Source organism: Neisseria sp. Ec49-e6-T10, from assembly GCF_051132615.1.
Classification (GTDB): domain Bacteria; phylum Pseudomonadota; class Gammaproteobacteria; order Burkholderiales; family Neisseriaceae.
On record NZ_CP152375.1, the window covers coordinates 1,420,997 to 1,437,925 of the forward strand.

Here is a 16,929-nt window from a genome sequence, read left to right on the forward strand (position 1 = left end):
TTATAATTGCCCTTTATTTTTTACTTATTGATGATCAGAGCAATTTTATGAGTTCAACCAAATACGACCCACAGCAAATTGAACAAAAATGGTATCAAAACTGGGAAGAAAATGGCTATTTTAGACCCAGCATGGACAAAAATGCCCCTAGTTTTTCTATTCAACTCCCACCGCCAAATGTTACTGGTACTTTACATATGGGGCATGCCTTTAACCAAACCATTATGGATGGATTAACCCGCTACTACAGAATGAAAGGTTATAACACCGCTTGGATTCCTGGTTCTGATCATGCAGGGATTGCTACACAAATTGTGGTGGAGCGCCAATTGGCTGAGCAAAACAAAAACCGTCATGATTTAGGTCGTGAAGCCTTTGTTGATGAAATATGGGCATGGAAAAAAATCTCTGGCAATACCATTACTGAACAAATGCGTCGTATGGGCTGTTCAGTTGATTGGTCACTGGAGTATTTCACTATGGATGAACCACGTGCAAAAGTGGTCAGTGAAGTATTTGTCCGATTATTTGAACAAGGCTTGATCTACCGAGGCAAACGACTGGTCAATTGGGACCCAATATTAGGCACTGCTGTGTCTGATTTAGAGGTCATCAGCGAGGAAGAAGATGGTCATATGTGGCATATTCGTTATCCTGTTGTTGATAGCGATGATACGGTTATTGTAGCCACAACACGACCTGAAACACTATTGGGTGATGTCGCTGTTGCTGTCCACCCAGAAGATGAACGATTTGCTCACCTTATTGGCAAAAAATTAATGCTGCCTTTAACAAACAGACAAATCCCCATCATTGCAGATGAATACGTTGATCCTGAATTTGGCACAGGCTTTGTTAAAATTACCCCGGCTCATGATTTTAACGATTATGAAGTCGGCAAACGCCATCAAACTGCTTTGATCAATGTGTTCGATTTAACCGCTAAAATTTTACCTCAAGCACAAGTATTTGATTTTCAAGGACAGGTTTTAGAGGCCTTTGATATTCCAGAAAAATATGCAGGTTTAGATCGTTTTGCTGCGCGTAAGCTTATCGTAGAAGATTTAAAAGCCCAAGAATTGCTTATTGAAGTTAAACCTCATAAATTGATGACCCCCCGAGGAGATAGAACAGGTAGCGTGATTGAGCCTATGCTAACCGATCAATGGTTTATGTCTATGTCTGAAATCGGAAAAGACGATCCTACAGGTAAAAGTATTGCCCAAAAAGCCATAGATGCCGTTGCTTCTAACGAAGTAAAATTCATTCCTGAAAACTGGGTCAATACATACAACCAATGGATGAATAATATTCAAGATTGGTGTATTTCTCGTCAACTATGGTGGGGACATCAAATTCCAGCATGGTATGATGAAACAGGCAAAGTTTATGTTGCCAGAACACAGGAAGAAGCACAACAACAAGCTGGCTCAAATAAATTGACACGAGACGCAGACGTTTTAGACACATGGTTCAGTTCTGCTTTAGTCCCTTTTTCAACATTAGGTTGGGAAAATGAATCATCAAAAACGCCACAATTAGATGCCTTTTTACCTTCAAGTGTTCTGGTCACAGGTTACGAAATCATTTTCTTCTGGGTTGCCCGCATGATTATGATGAGTACTCACTTTACAGGTAAAGTACCGTTTAAAGATGTGTATATTCATGGCATGGTGCGCGACCATGAGGGCAAAAAAATGTCCAAGTCAGAAGGCAATGTTATTGACCCTGTAGACTTGATTGATGGCATTGATTTACCTCTATTACTACAAAAACGCACAACAGGTTTACGCCGTCCAGAAAAAGCGCCTACAATCATTAAAGCCACAGAAAAACAATTTCCTGATGGCATCCCAGCATATGGGACAGATGCGCTTCGTTTCAGTATGGCCAGTTATGCCAGTTTAGGTCGTTCAATCAACTTTGATTTTAAACGTTGTGAAGGGTATCGTAATTTTTGCAATAAATTATGGAATGCCACTCGCTTTGTCCAAATGAATGTTGAGGGACAAGATTGTGGTTTAGATGATGCGAACCTACCCTCTAGCTTTGTTGATGAATGGATTCATTCTCGTTTACAACAAACCAAACAAACCGTCACAGAAGCTTTTGATACTTATCGGTTTGATTTGGCAGCACAAGCTATTTATGAATTTGCTTGGAATGAGTACTGTGACTGGTATGTAGAGTTAGCCAAAGTTCAATTGCAAAGTGGAGATGAAAAATATGCCACAGCCACCCGTCGTACGCTTTTACATATATTAGAAAGTATTTTACGTTTGGCTCACCCCATTATGCCATTTATTACAGAAGAATTATGGCAAACCGTCGCACCATTAGCAGGAAAAAAACGAACCCAAAGTATTATGATTGCACCGTGGCCTAAAGCCTACCCTGACAGAATCAATCAAGAAGCACTGGCACAAATGACGGCTTTTCAAGAACTCGTCAATACTGTACGTAATCTTAGAGGGGAGATGGGTATAGGCCCCGCAGTTAAAGCGCCTTTATTCCTCGAAAATGGACAAGCCTTTGCTCATACTTTGCCTTATCTAAAATTACTGGCTAGATTAAGTGATGCCACAATCGTGGACAAATTACCAGAAAACGAAGATGCACCAGTGGCCATTTGTGCCCAAACGCGCTTAATGTTGATTGTGGAAATAGATAAAGCCGCAGAAACAGCTCGTTTAAGCAAAGAGCTGGAAAAACTCAATAAAGAAAAAGACAAATTAGACGCTAAATTGAGTAAACCTGGCTATCTTGATAAAGCGCCTGCCCATCTGGTACAAAAAGATCAAGAGCAATTAGCCGCTTTAGTTGAAAAAGAAGGAAAAATTAAAGCTCAATTAGAAAAACTAAAAATATAACTTCTTAATTTATTTTATTTACGGTATTTGAATATATCAAATACCGTAAATATTTATGGCATCAAATCTCTTGTATGTTCAAATCTCTTAACTCTTCTACATCCAGAATAAAAGCTATATGTTTCATAAACCATTTATAACGATCTAACATTGCTTTTTCATTCCATTGTTTACCATATGTATTTAATTCAAAATCACGGCTAATTTCTTGTGTAATACGAAAAGCTGTCATTTTGTCATTTTGAGACCCATTTTTGTGTTTTCCATTATATACTTTAATCTTATCTTGAAAACTACTATTACCAGCAACTACATTTTTTCTTCCACTAAGCAAAGTAAGATTACCTGCACTATTTAACCATTTTTGCGCTACTTTTGTATCAATAAAATCCCAACCTATAGCTTTACTGTAATTTTTAGGGAGAACATGTTCTATTTGTAAATTTGAGTCCCAATAAATGAAAGCAGAATTACTATTATCTGTCATTTCATATTCAATCAAAATTAGTAAAGATTTGCACCAAGCGGTGTTATAAATATCATTACTAGATAAATTTAGCTTAACAGCATTAATAATGTCATCTTTAATTAATTTTTCATTTAAGATTGATTCAATGTATTCAATATTCTTATTCTCTTTAATTAAACTTATTAATTTAAAAGAGGTTTGTTTAATAGCCGATAAAGTTCGGCCAGATATCCAATATAAGTAATAAAAACGTCGTACTACTATTTTTAATCTTTCATAATCAGAATATTTTGAAAATAATGCTGTCATTAATATTGATTGCCAATACATACTCCATGGTAGATACCAAAAAGAAAATAAAATATTATCTTCTTTCTCATAAATTTCTTTAGAGTAAATTTTTGCAAATTGTCTTAATTTTGAAACAACCTCAATTGGATCTTTTGATTCAAAAACAATTTCTAATTCATCATGAATAGACTTTTTAGGATTTTGAGCAAGCTCATAATATCCATAAAGGTTAAAAAAACTTGTCAAATTAATAATTTCTTTTAAATCAGCCGTAATTTCATTCCAATCAGAAATAAATTGGTTTTCTTTTTGTTTACGACACTCTTCATCTCCAGAATACTTTGAATACAATTTTTCTAATAAAAAGCTCTTTATCAAATCAGCTACAGTTAGATTTAATCCTCTATCATTTAAAACTTGAAATAATTTAATTGCAAATCCTCTACTACTACAATCTATTCTGATCACCCTAACTCTATCAAATAAATAGTTCACAAATAAATCAATCTCTTTTGGTGCTAATTTTGATAATTTATCTCTAAAGATATATGCAGAATTTATAAATTTGAATTTTGGTTCTTCATCTTGCTTCAATTCAGTTTTTGTTGGTTTAGGAAATTCAAAAACTTGCCCTTTTACGATTAAATCATCAAAGTCGCTCTGATGTTGCCGATGAGTAAATAAAGTTAAACGATTGCTATTACCATAATATTTAATTGCACTTTCAATAACATTTTTTTGTACTACATTATGACCTTGCTCAGACTCATTTAGATTAGGATATAAATCTCGCAAAACAGAAAATAAAATAACGAGCGTTGTTAAACGTTGCTGCCCATCTACAATATCTAAATAAACAGTTTTCTCATCATTGAGAGGCTTTGCTGTAATAATAGATCCTAAAAAATAATTCTCTTCATCTGATTCAAATGCTTCTTGTAAGTCATCCCATAATTGCTCAATTTGTTCTTCTCCCCATTTATATGGTCTTTGATATTCTGGTACTCTATAAAGAGATTGAGAATCAGTAAACAATTGTCGTATTGAAAGGCTATGGGGAGTAAATGTTTGATCTGACATATGTTAAAATCCTAAAAATCAAATTATTTTAGGATTTTAACATAAAACAAAATAAATTTAATATTTAAATTAAATTTTATACTCTGCAACAAATAATTATTTCTACTTCACAATAAAACCCGCTCTACCCCACCATTATTGGCTTTTTGCACATACTCATTTAACCAATTGTCCCCTAATATATGTTTGGCCATTTCAACCACAATATAATCAGCTTGGGTATGAGTATCATTACTATAACGGTTTAACCCTTGTAAACAAGCCGGACAAGAAGTCAAAATTTTAACTGGCATAGTATTTGTCTCTTGTGGCAAAGCGGCAAGATTTTGCTCAATTTCTTCTTGTTTTCTAAATCGTACTTGAGAAGCAATATCAGGGCGAGACACAGCAAAGGTGCCAGCTTCACCACAGCATCTATCGGATAAAGCTACACTTTTACCCATCAACTCACTGACCACTTTTATCGGTTGATAGGCTTTTATTGGCGTATGACAAGGATCATGGTATAAATACTGTTGTCCTGAAACCCCGTCAAGCTTTAATCCTTTTTCCATTAAAAATTCATGGATATCCAATATACGACAATCAGGAAAAATGTCTTCAAATCGATAATCAGCCAACTGGTCATAACAAGTGCCACAACTGACCACAACTGTTTTGATATCCAGATAATTTAAAGTATTCGCGACCCTATGAAACAATACTCTGTTTTCGGTGGTAATGGCATCACCCTTATCTTTTTGCCCAGAAGCGGCCTGAGGATAACCACAACACAAATACCCTGGTGGCAAAACAGTCTGTACACCAACATGCCATAACATCGCTTGAGTTGCCAATCCAACCTGACTGTATAAACGTTCAGAGCCACAACCAGGAAAATAGAATACCGCTTCTGCTTCTTCTGTCACTTGAGGATTACGAATAACCGGTACCGTTTTTTGGTCTTCTATACTTAATAAAGCCCGTGCTGTTTTACTGGGTATATTTTTGGGTAAGGGTCTATTTAAAAAATGAATCACCTGTTCTTTTATAGGTGCTTTGCCTAAAGTTTGAGCAGGTTGCTTTAATTGTTTGTCTGCTAATTTAAATTTTCTGACCAAGTGATAAGCACTTCTTTGTGCTTTAAACCCAAGTTCAATCATACCCTTACGCATTAATTTAACGATTACAGGATCTTTAATCGATAAAAAGGCCATACCAAGCGCCGTGGTTGGTTTAAACTGCTTTTTCCCCACACGGCGTAAAAAATCGCGCATGGCAATACTGACATCACCAAAATCAATTTTGACAGGACAGGGTTTCACACAACGGTGACACACTGTACAATGATCAGCCACATCATTTAATTCAGAAAAATGTTTAAGAGAAATACCTCTTCTGGTTTGCTCTTCATACAAAAAAGCTTCCGTTAATAAACCAACACCCAAAATTTTATTCCGAGGGCTGTACAATAAATTGGCACGTGGCACATGAGTTGAACAAACAGGTTTACACTTACCACAGCGTAAACAATCTTTGACCATGCGAGAAATATCACCTAAAGCAGAATGTTCTAAAATCAAACTTTCTGCGCCAAGCAATTCAAAAGATGGGGTATACGCTCGACGTAAATCACCTTCTGCCATCAATTTACCACGATTAAAATGACCTTTTGGGTCAACACGTTGTTTGTATGCCCTAAAAGGTGCGATTTCTTCTTCACTCAAAAACTCAAGTTTGGTAATGCCTATACCATGTTCACCAGAAATCACCCCATCTAAGCTTTTAGCCAACACCATGATACGCTCTACGGCACGATGAGCCACTTGTAACATGTCATAATCATCTGAATTGACAGGAATGTTGGTATGAACATTGCCATCCCCTGCATGCATATGTAAAGCAACAAAGACTCGGGAACGAACCACTTTAGTATGAATTTTATCCAATGCTTTTAAAATGGCACCATCTGTTTGACCACTAAAAATGGTGGCCAATGGCTTCATAATGTCTTCTTTAACAGAAACCCTTAAACGAAAATCACGCATTGCCAAGAAACAACTTTCCTGTACATTCACAGGTTCAGATGTTTCTGCTATTTTGGCAAAAGAAAATTGGGTTAAATAGGTATTTAAAGGCTGATCCAAGTGATTTAATAACCACTGCCATGCTTCATAAACTTCGGCAACTTTGGCTAAGGCATGCTCTTTTCTTGTCCCAATTAACTCACTAGAAGGCAAATCAGTACCCAATTTATCCACGGGTAATTTACCTGATAGATAACGGGTCAACGCTTCACATAATGCCAGTTTATTACGGATGGATAGCTCAATATTAATACGCTCAATTCCGTCCGAATAATCCCCTAATTTTGGTAAGGGAATCACCACATCTTCATTGATTTTAAAAGCATTGGTATGCTTAGCAATAGCAGCAGTACGACTGCGATCAAGCCAAAAAGTTTTTCGTGCTTCGGCAGTAACAGCAATAAACCCTTCCCCCATTCTGGCATTGGCCAAACGCACAACATAACTTGCTGCTTGGCCAACTGCAGTTTCATCATCTGAAACAATATCAGATAGCAAAACCATTTTTGGTCGACCTTTATTAGGAGCCTTCGTTGCATAACCTACCGCACGTACATACCGCCAATCTAAATGTTCTAAACCTGCCAGCTGCACTTGATCATGTGCATCAATATATTCTTTAATTTCAACAATTGCAGGGGTTGCTTGTGCCACTGTCCCAAAAAATTCCAAACAAATGGTTCGGGTATATTTAGGCATTCTGTGCAAAACAAATGCTACACTGGTAATGATGCCATCTGTTCCTTCTTTTTGTACTCCAGGTAAGCCTGCTAAAAATTTATCAGTAACATCTTTACCTAACCCAATTTTCCTAAAAGCACTCCCTGGAATCGTCAAAACATCTGTACTGTTAATTGTTTGACCATCATCTGCCAAATGGTGCACATTAAAAGTAGCCATTTGAACATCATGGATTTTGCCAAAATGATGCCCTACCCGTTCAATAAGTAACCAATTACCATCGGGATCCACCATTTTCCAAAAAGCAAGGTTATCTAACGCAGTTCCCCATAAAACGGCTTTTTTTCCACCTGCATTCATGGCCACATTGCCACCCACACAAGAAGCATCAGCGCTGGTTGGATCTACCGCAAAAACAAGGCTGGCTGCGTGAGCGGTTTCTTCTACTCTTCTGGTAACGACTCCTGCCCCACAATGAATAATAGGATGTGTCCCATCTAAACCTGGCAAAGAAACAAATTCAACCCCTTGGTGTTTATCCAGTTTTTCTGTATTAATCACAGCACTCATGGCATCTAATGGCACTGCACCACCAGTATAACCCGTGCCACCACCTCTAGGAATAATGGTTAAATCCAAAGTAATTAATGCCTTAACCAAAGGTGCAACTTCTGCTTCCGTATCGGGAGTCAAGACAACAAAGGGATATTCAACACGCCAATCTGTGGCATCTGTGACATGACTGACTCGTGCCAAACCATCAAACTGAATATTGTCTTTATGGGTAATTTTACTGAGAACGCGCATAATTTCTTTACGCTTATTACGGGTTTTTTCAAAACTTTGATTGAATGTTTCTACTGCCCCTCTTGCAGACAAAATCATTTGCCGTACTTTATCGTTATCATCCCGTCTTTTTTCAATTTCATTGATTCGATGGCGCATTTCTTTGACCAAACCCATTTGGCGATCAGGATGCTCCAGTAAATCGTCAATCAAATATGGGTTACGTTCCACAGCCCAAATATCGCCCAATACTTCAAAAAGCATTCTGGCTGAGCGACCCGTTTTGCGTTCTTCCCTTAATTGCTGTAATAAATGCCAAGTAGACTCACCTAATAGGCGAATAACAATTTCTCGATCAGAAAAAGAAGTATAGTTATAAGGAATTTCCCGAATACGTTGTGTCGTGGTAGTCATATTATTTTGAATTTAAATGAAGATGATGGATATAAGCTCAAGTTTAGCTCAAGACACAAAAAGATTAAACCTTTTTAAAAGCAGTTTAATCTTTTAATCATTATTTAAAACCAAACCTACTTAACAATATAAATAATGCATACAAATTTATTTAATCAATTATATTATTTTGGATATCATCATTGATATAACAAACAAATAATAATGGCTAAATATTTTTATATTTTGATCAAGCGTCTAATCACTAAATCAAATAGTATAGAAACAATCTATATATATTTTTGTGTTAAACTATGCAATAAAAAACCATTTTAGATATCATGATGATATTTATCCAATAAGGCATCTAAAATAGCCAATGTTTCAGCATCTGGATAACCTGAATAATTGTCTGCTCGAAAATGCATTTGAAAAGCACTGATGACTTTTTGTGTTTCTTGATCCAAAATACCTGTTAAAGGTACTCGATAACCATATTTTTTTAATTTTTGCTGTAATAATACTATATCGACATTTTTATGTTGATATTTTTTTATATTTTTTGTGACTAGCTCTTCATCTGGCCAAGCACCAACACCTGCTTTGGCTAATCTTCTCCAATTAAATGCAGGGCCAGGATCATTTTTTCGAGTTGGCGCAATATCACTGTGACCAATAATATTATTAGGTTCTATATTATAACGATGAGCAATATCTTTTAATAAAACAATCAATACTTCTATTTGTTCATCTGTATAAGGTTCCCAGCCAACTTCTTGATCATCTATGGCATTACCTTGATTGACAATCTCAATCCCAATAGAAACATTATTTAAATGTGTTCTTCCACGCCAATAACTGTTTCCAGCATGCCATGCACTTAATGATTCAGGCACAAGTTGATAAACAATTGGCTTATTTGATTTTTTGTTGACCATTTTTGGAATCACATAATGTGCACTGACATTGCCTTTTGTCAGTAATTTTAAGGATGTCGGTAAATCTTCAGCAGAATAATGCAAAACAATAAATTGAATTCTTCTACCCGTATTTTGTGATTGATGGCTTAAATCGATTAAATAATTTTGCCGATCACTTAAATGAGAAACACAACCCATTAATAATGATAAACAACCAACAATAGAAAATATTTTTTTAAAATAAAACAAATTGATTTCCATAATCAAACAATAAAAAAACAGCCCCTTTTATTTGAGCTGTTTTTTTAAAATTTTAAACTTATTTATTTAATAAACCGAAATGCAAACGGTGCTTTGTATATGTTACCTTTAGAAGCTGCAACCGCACCCATAATACCAACTACCAAATGATAAATACCCACAATTGGGATTAAAAGCAAACCAATGATAACAAATGCAAGAATTCCACAAATAAAATAGGCTATAAATAAAGTGATGGCAACATTTAATGCTTCTTTTGCATGTTCATAAGAAAAAGCATCATCTTTTTTAACCAAAAACATGATCAATGGTGGAACAAATCCAAAAAAGAGAAATCCAATCCAGCTGATTAAAGCCATATTTTTTGAATCTTGTGATACAGCAGCAGAAGATACTTCTACATTGACATTGTTTTCTTGTTCCATATTTTAATCTCTAAAAAATCTCTGATTGATAACGACAATCATTTTATAGTACTTTTTTATAATTTTTATTTTTTTAATAGGATATTTTTGATTATCAATATCATCCATTTTGTATATTTTTTTTATCAATATTTTAAATTCATAAAAAAAAACATAAAAAACATAATAACATATTGATTTTTATATAAAAATAAATTTATATTATTTTATCATTGGTAAAATAATCTATTAAATACCTTAGCATAAAAAATATTTTATTGTAGACAAAAAAACGACAGTATTCAGCATTTATAAATAAAAAAGCATAATAAAATCATAAAAATAATTCTATTATGCTTTATTTTAATATCTTTATGCCTTATGCAGTAATTAAATAGCCTTTTAATTTTTGCATTGCTTTTACTTCTATTTGACGAATACGTTCAGCAGAAACACCATATTTATCGGCCATTTCATGTAATGTCGCACCATCATCTTTTAACCAACGACTCATCACAATATCTTTGCTGCGATCATCTAGTTGCGCCAACGCACTTTGCAAACCTTCTGTATACAGTTTTTCTTTCGCTTGCTTTTCTAATTGCACAGTTGGTTCGTGTTCATTGTCAGCCAACCAATCAATAGGTGCAAAACTGTCTTCTTGATCGTCTTCAGCCACCAAACCAATATCTCGCCCTGTCAAACGTGTTTCCATTTCCAACACTTCTTCACGTTTGACTCCTAGGTCATCTGCAATAACTTGTGCTTCTTTATCAGATAAGGCATTCAAACTTTGACGCATACTGCGTAAATTGAAAAACAATTTACGTTGTGGTTTGGTTGTTGCAATACGCACCAAACGCCAGTTACGTAAAATAAATTCATGTATTTCAGCTTTAATCCAATGCACAGCAAACGAAAATAAACGAACCCCTCGTGTTGGTTCAAAACGTTTTACTGCTTTCATTAAGCCAATATTGCCTTCTTGGATCAAATCTGCTTGATTCAAACCATAACCATCATAACCACGCGCAATAGAAACTACTACGCGAAGATGAGATAAAATCAATTGTTTAGCCGCTTCCAAGTCACCCTGATCTTGTTGACGTGTGGCTAAATTAAACTCTTCCTCTGCACTTAACATAGGAATACTGTTAACTGATTGGATGTATTGTTCCAAACTGCCACTGGCAGAAGGGATCGGTAAATTCATTGTTTTGGTGTGATTCATTTTATTTTAATCCTCCCATAACCTTATCCTCTATTTATAGTTAGAAATAGGTTAACTGTGTGAGTGTATCATTTAACTCAATCCGAGCCAAATATCAGTGCCTTTTTTTGCATACTTTTACGCGCCAACACTTTTTATTTTGTTGTTTATAAGACTTTTAAAAACCAGAATAGTTCCTATATTATTTGTAATTTTTAATCAATTTCCACCTAAAAATTGCTTTATTTTTTAAAAATTAAACTTAATATTACTACCATTTACTCATAATAAAACAGGTAAAATAAAAATATAATTCATTATTTTTATAAGATTATTGAATTATTTTATTCATGCCTTAATGCTTCTATAGGATCAAGTTTTGCCGCTCTTTTTGCTGGTAAATAGCCAAAAGCTATACCAATAAGCGTTGAAAATAAAAAAGCAATTATATTAATCATCCAATCAAAAGTAAAAGGCAACTTCATAAAATAAGTCAGCGTAACCGATAAGATAAAACCAAACACGATACCAATTAGCCCACCTAAAGAGGATAAAACAACCGCTTCAACAAGAAACTGTAACATCACTTCTTTTTCTAAAGCACCAATAGCCAGTCTAATACCAATTTCTCTTATACGTTCAGTCACAGAAACCAACATGATATTCATGATACCAATACCACCAACCAATAAACTAACAGCAGCAACAGAACCCAATAAAGCAGTCATAATACCAATGGTTCCAGATACGGCATCAACAAATTCTTTGGTATCCATGATTTCAAAATCATTTTCTTTTTCTGCTTTTAAATTACGTTGCTCTCTTAATATTTCAGTAACCGATTTAATCACTGTTTCATTTTCTATACTATCTTTAGCAGTCATCATAATGGTTGGAATTTGTTGTTTACTGGTGTTCCCTAGCAATCTTCTTAATGCTGTTTTAAGAGGTATGATCACTTTATCATTTTGATCATTGCCCATCATAGAAGATTTACTATCTAATACCCCAATAATATTACAACTGAAATTTTTTACCCTAAAATTAAGCCCTATAGGATCTTCATTAGCAAATAATTTGTTTTTAATGGTTTGCCCAATCAAACAAACAGCTTTACCTGAACTTTGCTCTGTTTCAGAAAATAATCGACCTTCAGCTAAAGACCAATTGTTCATTGTCAAATAATCATTGGTTGTTCCTGTAATTGATGTACTCCAGTTTTGTTGTCTGTACACCACCCTGACTGATGAATTAACCACTGGTGCCACTAAGCCAATTCCTGGAACCTGATCTTTAATCATATTCACGTCTTCTAAAGAAAAATTGGGTGGTGGCACACCCATACCATGGCCAAATCCTCTTCCAGGGAAAATGGTCATCGTATTATTACCTAAGCTAGACATTTGATTGACAACCGATTCAGTTGCACCATTACCGACAGTAACCATGGTAATAACCGAAGCCACACCAATAATAATACCCAGTGTGGTTAAAAAGGTTCTCATCAGGTTACGTTTAATTTCTTTAAAAGCAAGTAAGAATGCACTAAATAACATATTCATTATCTTTATTTTACTGACAGTATTGGCCATTCAAAGCTTGAGCTTTATTGTCTTCCGATTGCATCAATAAGTCGCCATTGGCATCACAAAAATTCATGTGGTTTAAATGACGGTTACCCACATCAACATCTGCTGCAACTTTCATTAAACCTTTATCTCCAGAGATAATGAATACAAACCGCTCTATTTGAGCACAATCATCACCAGAACAATGAGCTGAATAATCACTGATATTTATATCTAATTTTTTAATTGAACCCACTTTTTCCTGAACCAAAGGAATTTGTTGTAATTGTTCTTTAGCTATTGAGCTTATTTGATGGTTGGCATAAAAAATAAATGCTGTAATAGCCAAAATAATTATGGCTATTACAGCCACTAAAATTATGATCGTTTTTTTCATTTTAATTGCCTTTATCTTTCTGAAAGGTAATATCTTCACCAACTTGACCATCAATAAAGTGTATGGTTCTTTTTGCATATTCAGCCATATCTGGCTCATGTGTCACCATCAAAACAGTAATGTTTCTTTCTTGATTTAACTGTACCAATAGTTCCATAATTTCTTTACTTCTGGCTGTGTCTAAGTTACCTGTTGGCTCATCTGCCAGTAATACCGTTGGATGAGTCACAATCGCTCTGGCAATAGCTACCCTTTGTTGTTGACCACCAGACAATTCTGCGGGTGTATTTTTTTCCCAACCAGCTAAACCAACCAATGCTAATGCTTTTTTAGCTTCCGTATGACGTTCTTCAGCGCCCATACCTCTATACAGTAAGGGTAGTTCAACATTTTCTTGAGCGCTGGTTCTGGCTAATAGATTAAACCCTTGAAACACAAACCCTAAATAATGACGGCGTAGCAAAGCCCTTTGATCACGAGATAAATTTTCTACATGCACTCCATCAAAAATATAAGCACCTGATGTAGGCACATCCAAACAACCAAGTATGTTCATTGTAGTTGATTTACCTGAACCACTAGGCCCCATAATGGCCACAAAATCCCCTTGGTTGATGCTCAAATTGACATCATGTAAAGCATGAAATTGGGTATTACCTTGTCCATAAATTTTGTTTAAATTTTGAAACTGAATAAAGGGCTGGCTCATAGCTCTACTGATTCCTGACGATTACCTTTACTCTGACTTTGTGTCGCAATAATAACCTGATCATGCTCTTTAATATCACCCTCCAATACTTCTACATGACGACCATCATTAATGCCCGTTTTAATTTGTACAGGTACAGCTTGATTATGACGTAATACCCATATTTGCTGTTCTTTGCCAATAGTGTGTCCTGTTGTTGTGACCTCTTTATCCGTATCTCGTGTTGGTCGACCAAAAGAAATAGGGCCACCACCCAACTTCTCTTTCATTTCCTTACTAAGTGGTGTAAAACGTAAAGCACTGGTGGGTATAATCAATATATTGTTTTTTTCGGTAACCAATATATCAGCTGCAGCTGTCATACCAGGGCGCAAAGTCAAATCATTGTTTTTTGCATCCAGTATGGTTTCATAGCTGACCACATTATCAACTGTTTTAGCCTGATAACGCACTTGTTTAACAGTTGCCTCATAGGTTTTATCTGGATAAGCATCTACAGTAAATTTGGCTTTTTGTTTTTGCTCAATTTGCCCTACATCTGCTTCTGCAATGGCAACATTAATTTCCATCTGAGTTAAATCTTCTGCAATCACAAATAAGACAGGTGCTTGGAAAGAAGATGCCACAGTTTGTCCTGGTTCAATACTTCTGGATAAAACCACACCATCGATAGGAGAAATAATTTTTGCTTTTGTTAAGTCTGTTTGCTGTGCTTTTAAAGATGCTTCAGATTGTGCTGCGCTGGCACGACTGGCATCTAATGCAGCTTGAGCATTCTTCAATTTAATCCTAGCCTGATCAAGTTCACTCTTAGCTGGTTCTACACCACCTGATAATTGAGCAATTTGTTGTAAACGACCATAATCAATTTTGGCCTGTTCCACATCTGCCTGACTTTGTACAACACGTGCTTTAGCTGCTTGTAAATTGGCTTTCGATTGTGCCAATTCATCATTTAATTTTTGTGTATCTAAAATGGCCAAAACCTGCCCTTTTTTTACTTCATCGTTATAATCAACCAATACTTTATCTACTGTGCCCGATAATTCCGAGCTGATGTCCACAGTATTGGTTGGCTGCACTGTACCTGTAGCAGAAACGGTTAAACTAATATTTCCCTTTTTAACAGCTTCAGTTAAATAGCTGATTTTTTCCTGTTTATTCATATTAAATACAAGCAAAACCCCAACAACACAAATAATCAATATGATGATAGCAAGATACCATTTTCTTTTTTTCTTATTATGTTGCCCATTAATATTCAATACCTGTTCAATTTTTTGATTCATTTATTTCCCCCGTGGTTACTTGCCAACCACCACCTAAAGCTTTATATAATTGGATCAGATTCAATAACTCATTGGTTTGTGCTTGATTAAGCTGGTCTTGAGTTGCCCATAATGTTCTTTGTGTATCCAATACATTTAATAAACCAATTTGCCCTGTTTTATACTTAATTTGAGCAATTCTTTCTGCTTCTCCAGCAACTTGTACATTAATTGCCAATTGTTTTTGTTTGTCTTGTGCTTTTTGGTAAGCAGACAATGCTTTTTCTACATCTGCTAAACCTTGTAATAAGGCTGCTTGATAACTGAGTATGGCTTGCTTTTGACGTTCTGTCTGAATCACAATATTTTGATTGATTCGACCAGCATTAAAAATAGGGGCGCTGATGCTGCCTAATAAACTACTGACCACTGTATCTGCGTCAAATAAACCAGAACCTGTTAATGCTCTGAGACCTAAATTACCAGATAAATTAAATTTGGGGTATTTTTCAGCAACAGCCACACCTATTTGTGCTGTTTGCATAGCCAGACGCCTTTCTGTTGCTTTGATATCGGGTCTTTGACGCAACACATCTGCTGGAAAACTCAAGGCTATTTCTGGTTTCACTTTTTCGATTGTGTATTTTTCAGGCAAATACGGTTCAAGTTGTGCTTGTGTTTTATTCAGTAAAATACCCAAAGAAATTTTATTGACTTCAATTTGTTGTTGAATATCAGGTAATGAAGATTCTATTTGAGCCAAAGAACTTTGTGCTTGTCTGACCTCTAAGACAGAGACCAATCCTGCTTTTTGCTGTGACTGAACCAAAGCTAAGGTTTTTTTTCTACTTTGAATATTCAACTCAGCAATTTGTTGCTGTCTCACACTATTTTTAAGGTTAAAATAATTGGTTGCAACTTCTGCAATGAGTGACACTTTAACATCATCTAAATCTGCAGCAACAGCCTGTGTATTTGCCCTAGCAGCTTCATCTGAACGACGTCTGCCGCCAAAAATATCTATTTCCCAACTGGCATCAAAACCCGCTTGATAGCTTTGACTGTGTGTTGCCATTTCATGATTGGGTTTATTTCTACTTTCCTGTCCGCTTGAAGAAGCAGTAATACTTGGAAAATTATTGGCAAACGTTGCCGATTGCTGTGCTCTAGCTTCCCTTAATTTACTTTGTGCACTTTGTACATTTAAATTTTCCTGTAATGCCAATTCAATGAGTTTATTCAAATGAGGATCATTGAAATTTTGCCACCATAGTTGATTATCTTGTTGCCCTTCTATATTTTCAACAGCATGTTGCCAAGACAAGGGTAATTGGTTTTCTGGTTCACGATAATCTGGGCCTACACTGGCACAGGCACCAAGTAGCCAAACTATATTGAGCAATATCAGTATTGTTAATTTATTGCGATTAATCATTCTTTAATCAGTCTTATTCTTAATTAAAGCCGATTATGCCATGTTTTTTGTTAATGATTTTTATTAATATGTTAAAGATTGTGAAAAAACCTCAATTCGATTTATCATCATATGATTCAAT

At 35.4% G+C, this 16,929-nt stretch carries 11 protein-coding genes; 1 reads left to right on the forward strand and 10 read right to left on the reverse strand.

The genetic code is table 11. The annotated features are described in order from the left end of the window. Positions 1 to 47: 47 nt before the first annotated feature. Positions 48 to 2,870, forward strand: coding sequence for a valine--tRNA ligase (locus AADH04_RS07415; protein WP_434779600.1), 2,823 nt, complete (start codon positions 48 to 50; stop codon positions 2,868 to 2,870). Between the two features lie 61 nt (positions 2,871 to 2,931). Here the strand turns inward: AADH04_RS07415 and AADH04_RS07420 are convergent, their stop codons facing one another. The 10 genes from AADH04_RS07420 to AADH04_RS07465 form a co-directional block, all read right to left on the reverse strand. Next, on the reverse strand, positions 2,932 to 4,710 hold the full coding sequence (locus AADH04_RS07420; RefSeq protein ID WP_434779601.1) for a DUF262 domain-containing protein: 1,779 nt from the start codon (positions 4,708 to 4,710) through the stop codon (positions 2,932 to 2,934). A gap of 107 nt (positions 4,711 to 4,817) precedes the next feature. After that, entirely contained in the window at positions 4,818 to 8,657 is a 3,840-nt protein-coding gene (locus AADH04_RS07425) for a DUF3683 domain-containing protein (RefSeq protein WP_434779602.1), read from the reverse strand. A 311-nt stretch (positions 8,658 to 8,968) separates the two neighbouring features. Further along, a complete protein-coding gene (locus AADH04_RS07430) occupies positions 8,969 to 9,805 on the reverse strand; it encodes an N-acetylmuramoyl-L-alanine amidase (protein ID WP_434779603.1) in 837 nt (278 codons plus the stop codon). Positions 9,806 to 9,879: 74 nt separating this feature from the next. After that, positions 9,880 to 10,242, reverse strand: a complete 363-nt coding sequence (locus tag AADH04_RS07435) for a DUF4870 domain-containing protein (protein WP_434779604.1) — start codon at positions 10,240 to 10,242, stop codon at positions 9,880 to 9,882. 358 nt (positions 10,243 to 10,600) lie between these two features. Then, a complete protein-coding gene (gene rpoH, locus AADH04_RS07440) occupies positions 10,601 to 11,452 on the reverse strand; it encodes an RNA polymerase sigma factor RpoH (RefSeq protein ID WP_434779605.1) in 852 nt (283 codons plus the stop codon). Positions 11,453 to 11,775: 323 nt separating this feature from the next. Beyond that, the gene (locus tag AADH04_RS07445) at positions 11,776 to 12,987 is read right to left on the reverse strand and encodes an ABC transporter permease (protein ID WP_434779606.1); all 1,212 of its coding nucleotides are present in this window, start codon (positions 12,985 to 12,987) and stop codon (positions 11,776 to 11,778) included. A gap of 16 nt (positions 12,988 to 13,003) precedes the next feature. After that, on the reverse strand, positions 13,004 to 13,396 hold the full coding sequence (locus tag AADH04_RS07450; protein WP_434779607.1) for a hypothetical protein: 393 nt from the start codon (positions 13,394 to 13,396) through the stop codon (positions 13,004 to 13,006). A 1-nt stretch (position 13,397) separates the two neighbouring features. Then, on the reverse strand, positions 13,398 to 14,105 hold the full coding sequence (locus AADH04_RS07455) for an ABC transporter ATP-binding protein (protein WP_434779608.1): 708 nt from the start codon (positions 14,103 to 14,105) through the stop codon (positions 13,398 to 13,400). Next, on the reverse strand, positions 14,102 to 15,394 hold the full coding sequence (locus AADH04_RS07460) for an efflux RND transporter periplasmic adaptor subunit (RefSeq protein WP_434779609.1): 1,293 nt from the start codon (positions 15,392 to 15,394) through the stop codon (positions 14,102 to 14,104). Before AADH04_RS07460 ends, AADH04_RS07455 begins: the two co-directional genes overlap by 4 nt. Then, a complete protein-coding gene (locus tag AADH04_RS07465) occupies positions 15,378 to 16,808 on the reverse strand; it encodes an efflux transporter outer membrane subunit (protein WP_434779610.1) in 1,431 nt (476 codons plus the stop codon). The genes AADH04_RS07460 and AADH04_RS07465 overlap by 17 nt, the downstream gene beginning before the upstream one ends. Positions 16,809 to 16,929: the final 121 nt, after the last annotated feature.

Coding starts and splice junctions, on each gene's coding strand:
- AADH04_RS07415 (WP_434779600.1), top strand. CDS start 48: ATGAGTTCAACCAAATACGACCCACAGCAAATTGAACAAAAATGGTAT.
- AADH04_RS07420 (WP_434779601.1), bottom strand. CDS start 4,710: ATGTCAGATCAAACATTTACTCCCCATAGCCTTTCAATACGACAATTG.
- AADH04_RS07425 (WP_434779602.1), bottom strand. CDS start 8,657: ATGACTACCACGACACAACGTATTCGGGAAATTCCTTATAACTATACT.
- AADH04_RS07435 (WP_434779604.1), bottom strand. CDS start 10,242: ATGGAACAAGAAAACAATGTCAATGTAGAAGTATCTTCTGCTGCTGTA.
- rpoH (WP_434779605.1), bottom strand. CDS start 11,452: ATGAATCACACCAAAACAATGAATTTACCGATCCCTTCTGCCAGTGGC.
- AADH04_RS07445 (WP_434779606.1), bottom strand. CDS start 12,987: ATGTTATTTAGTGCATTCTTACTTGCTTTTAAAGAAATTAAACGTAAC.
- AADH04_RS07450 (WP_434779607.1), bottom strand. CDS start 13,396: ATGAAAAAAACGATCATAATTTTAGTGGCTGTAATAGCCATAATTATT.
- AADH04_RS07455 (WP_434779608.1), bottom strand. CDS start 14,105: ATGAGCCAGCCCTTTATTCAGTTTCAAAATTTAAACAAAATTTATGGA.
- AADH04_RS07460 (WP_434779609.1), bottom strand. CDS start 15,394: ATGAATCAAAAAATTGAACAGGTATTGAATATTAATGGGCAACATAAT.
- AADH04_RS07465 (WP_434779610.1), bottom strand. CDS start 16,808: ATGATTAATCGCAATAAATTAACAATACTGATATTGCTCAATATAGTT.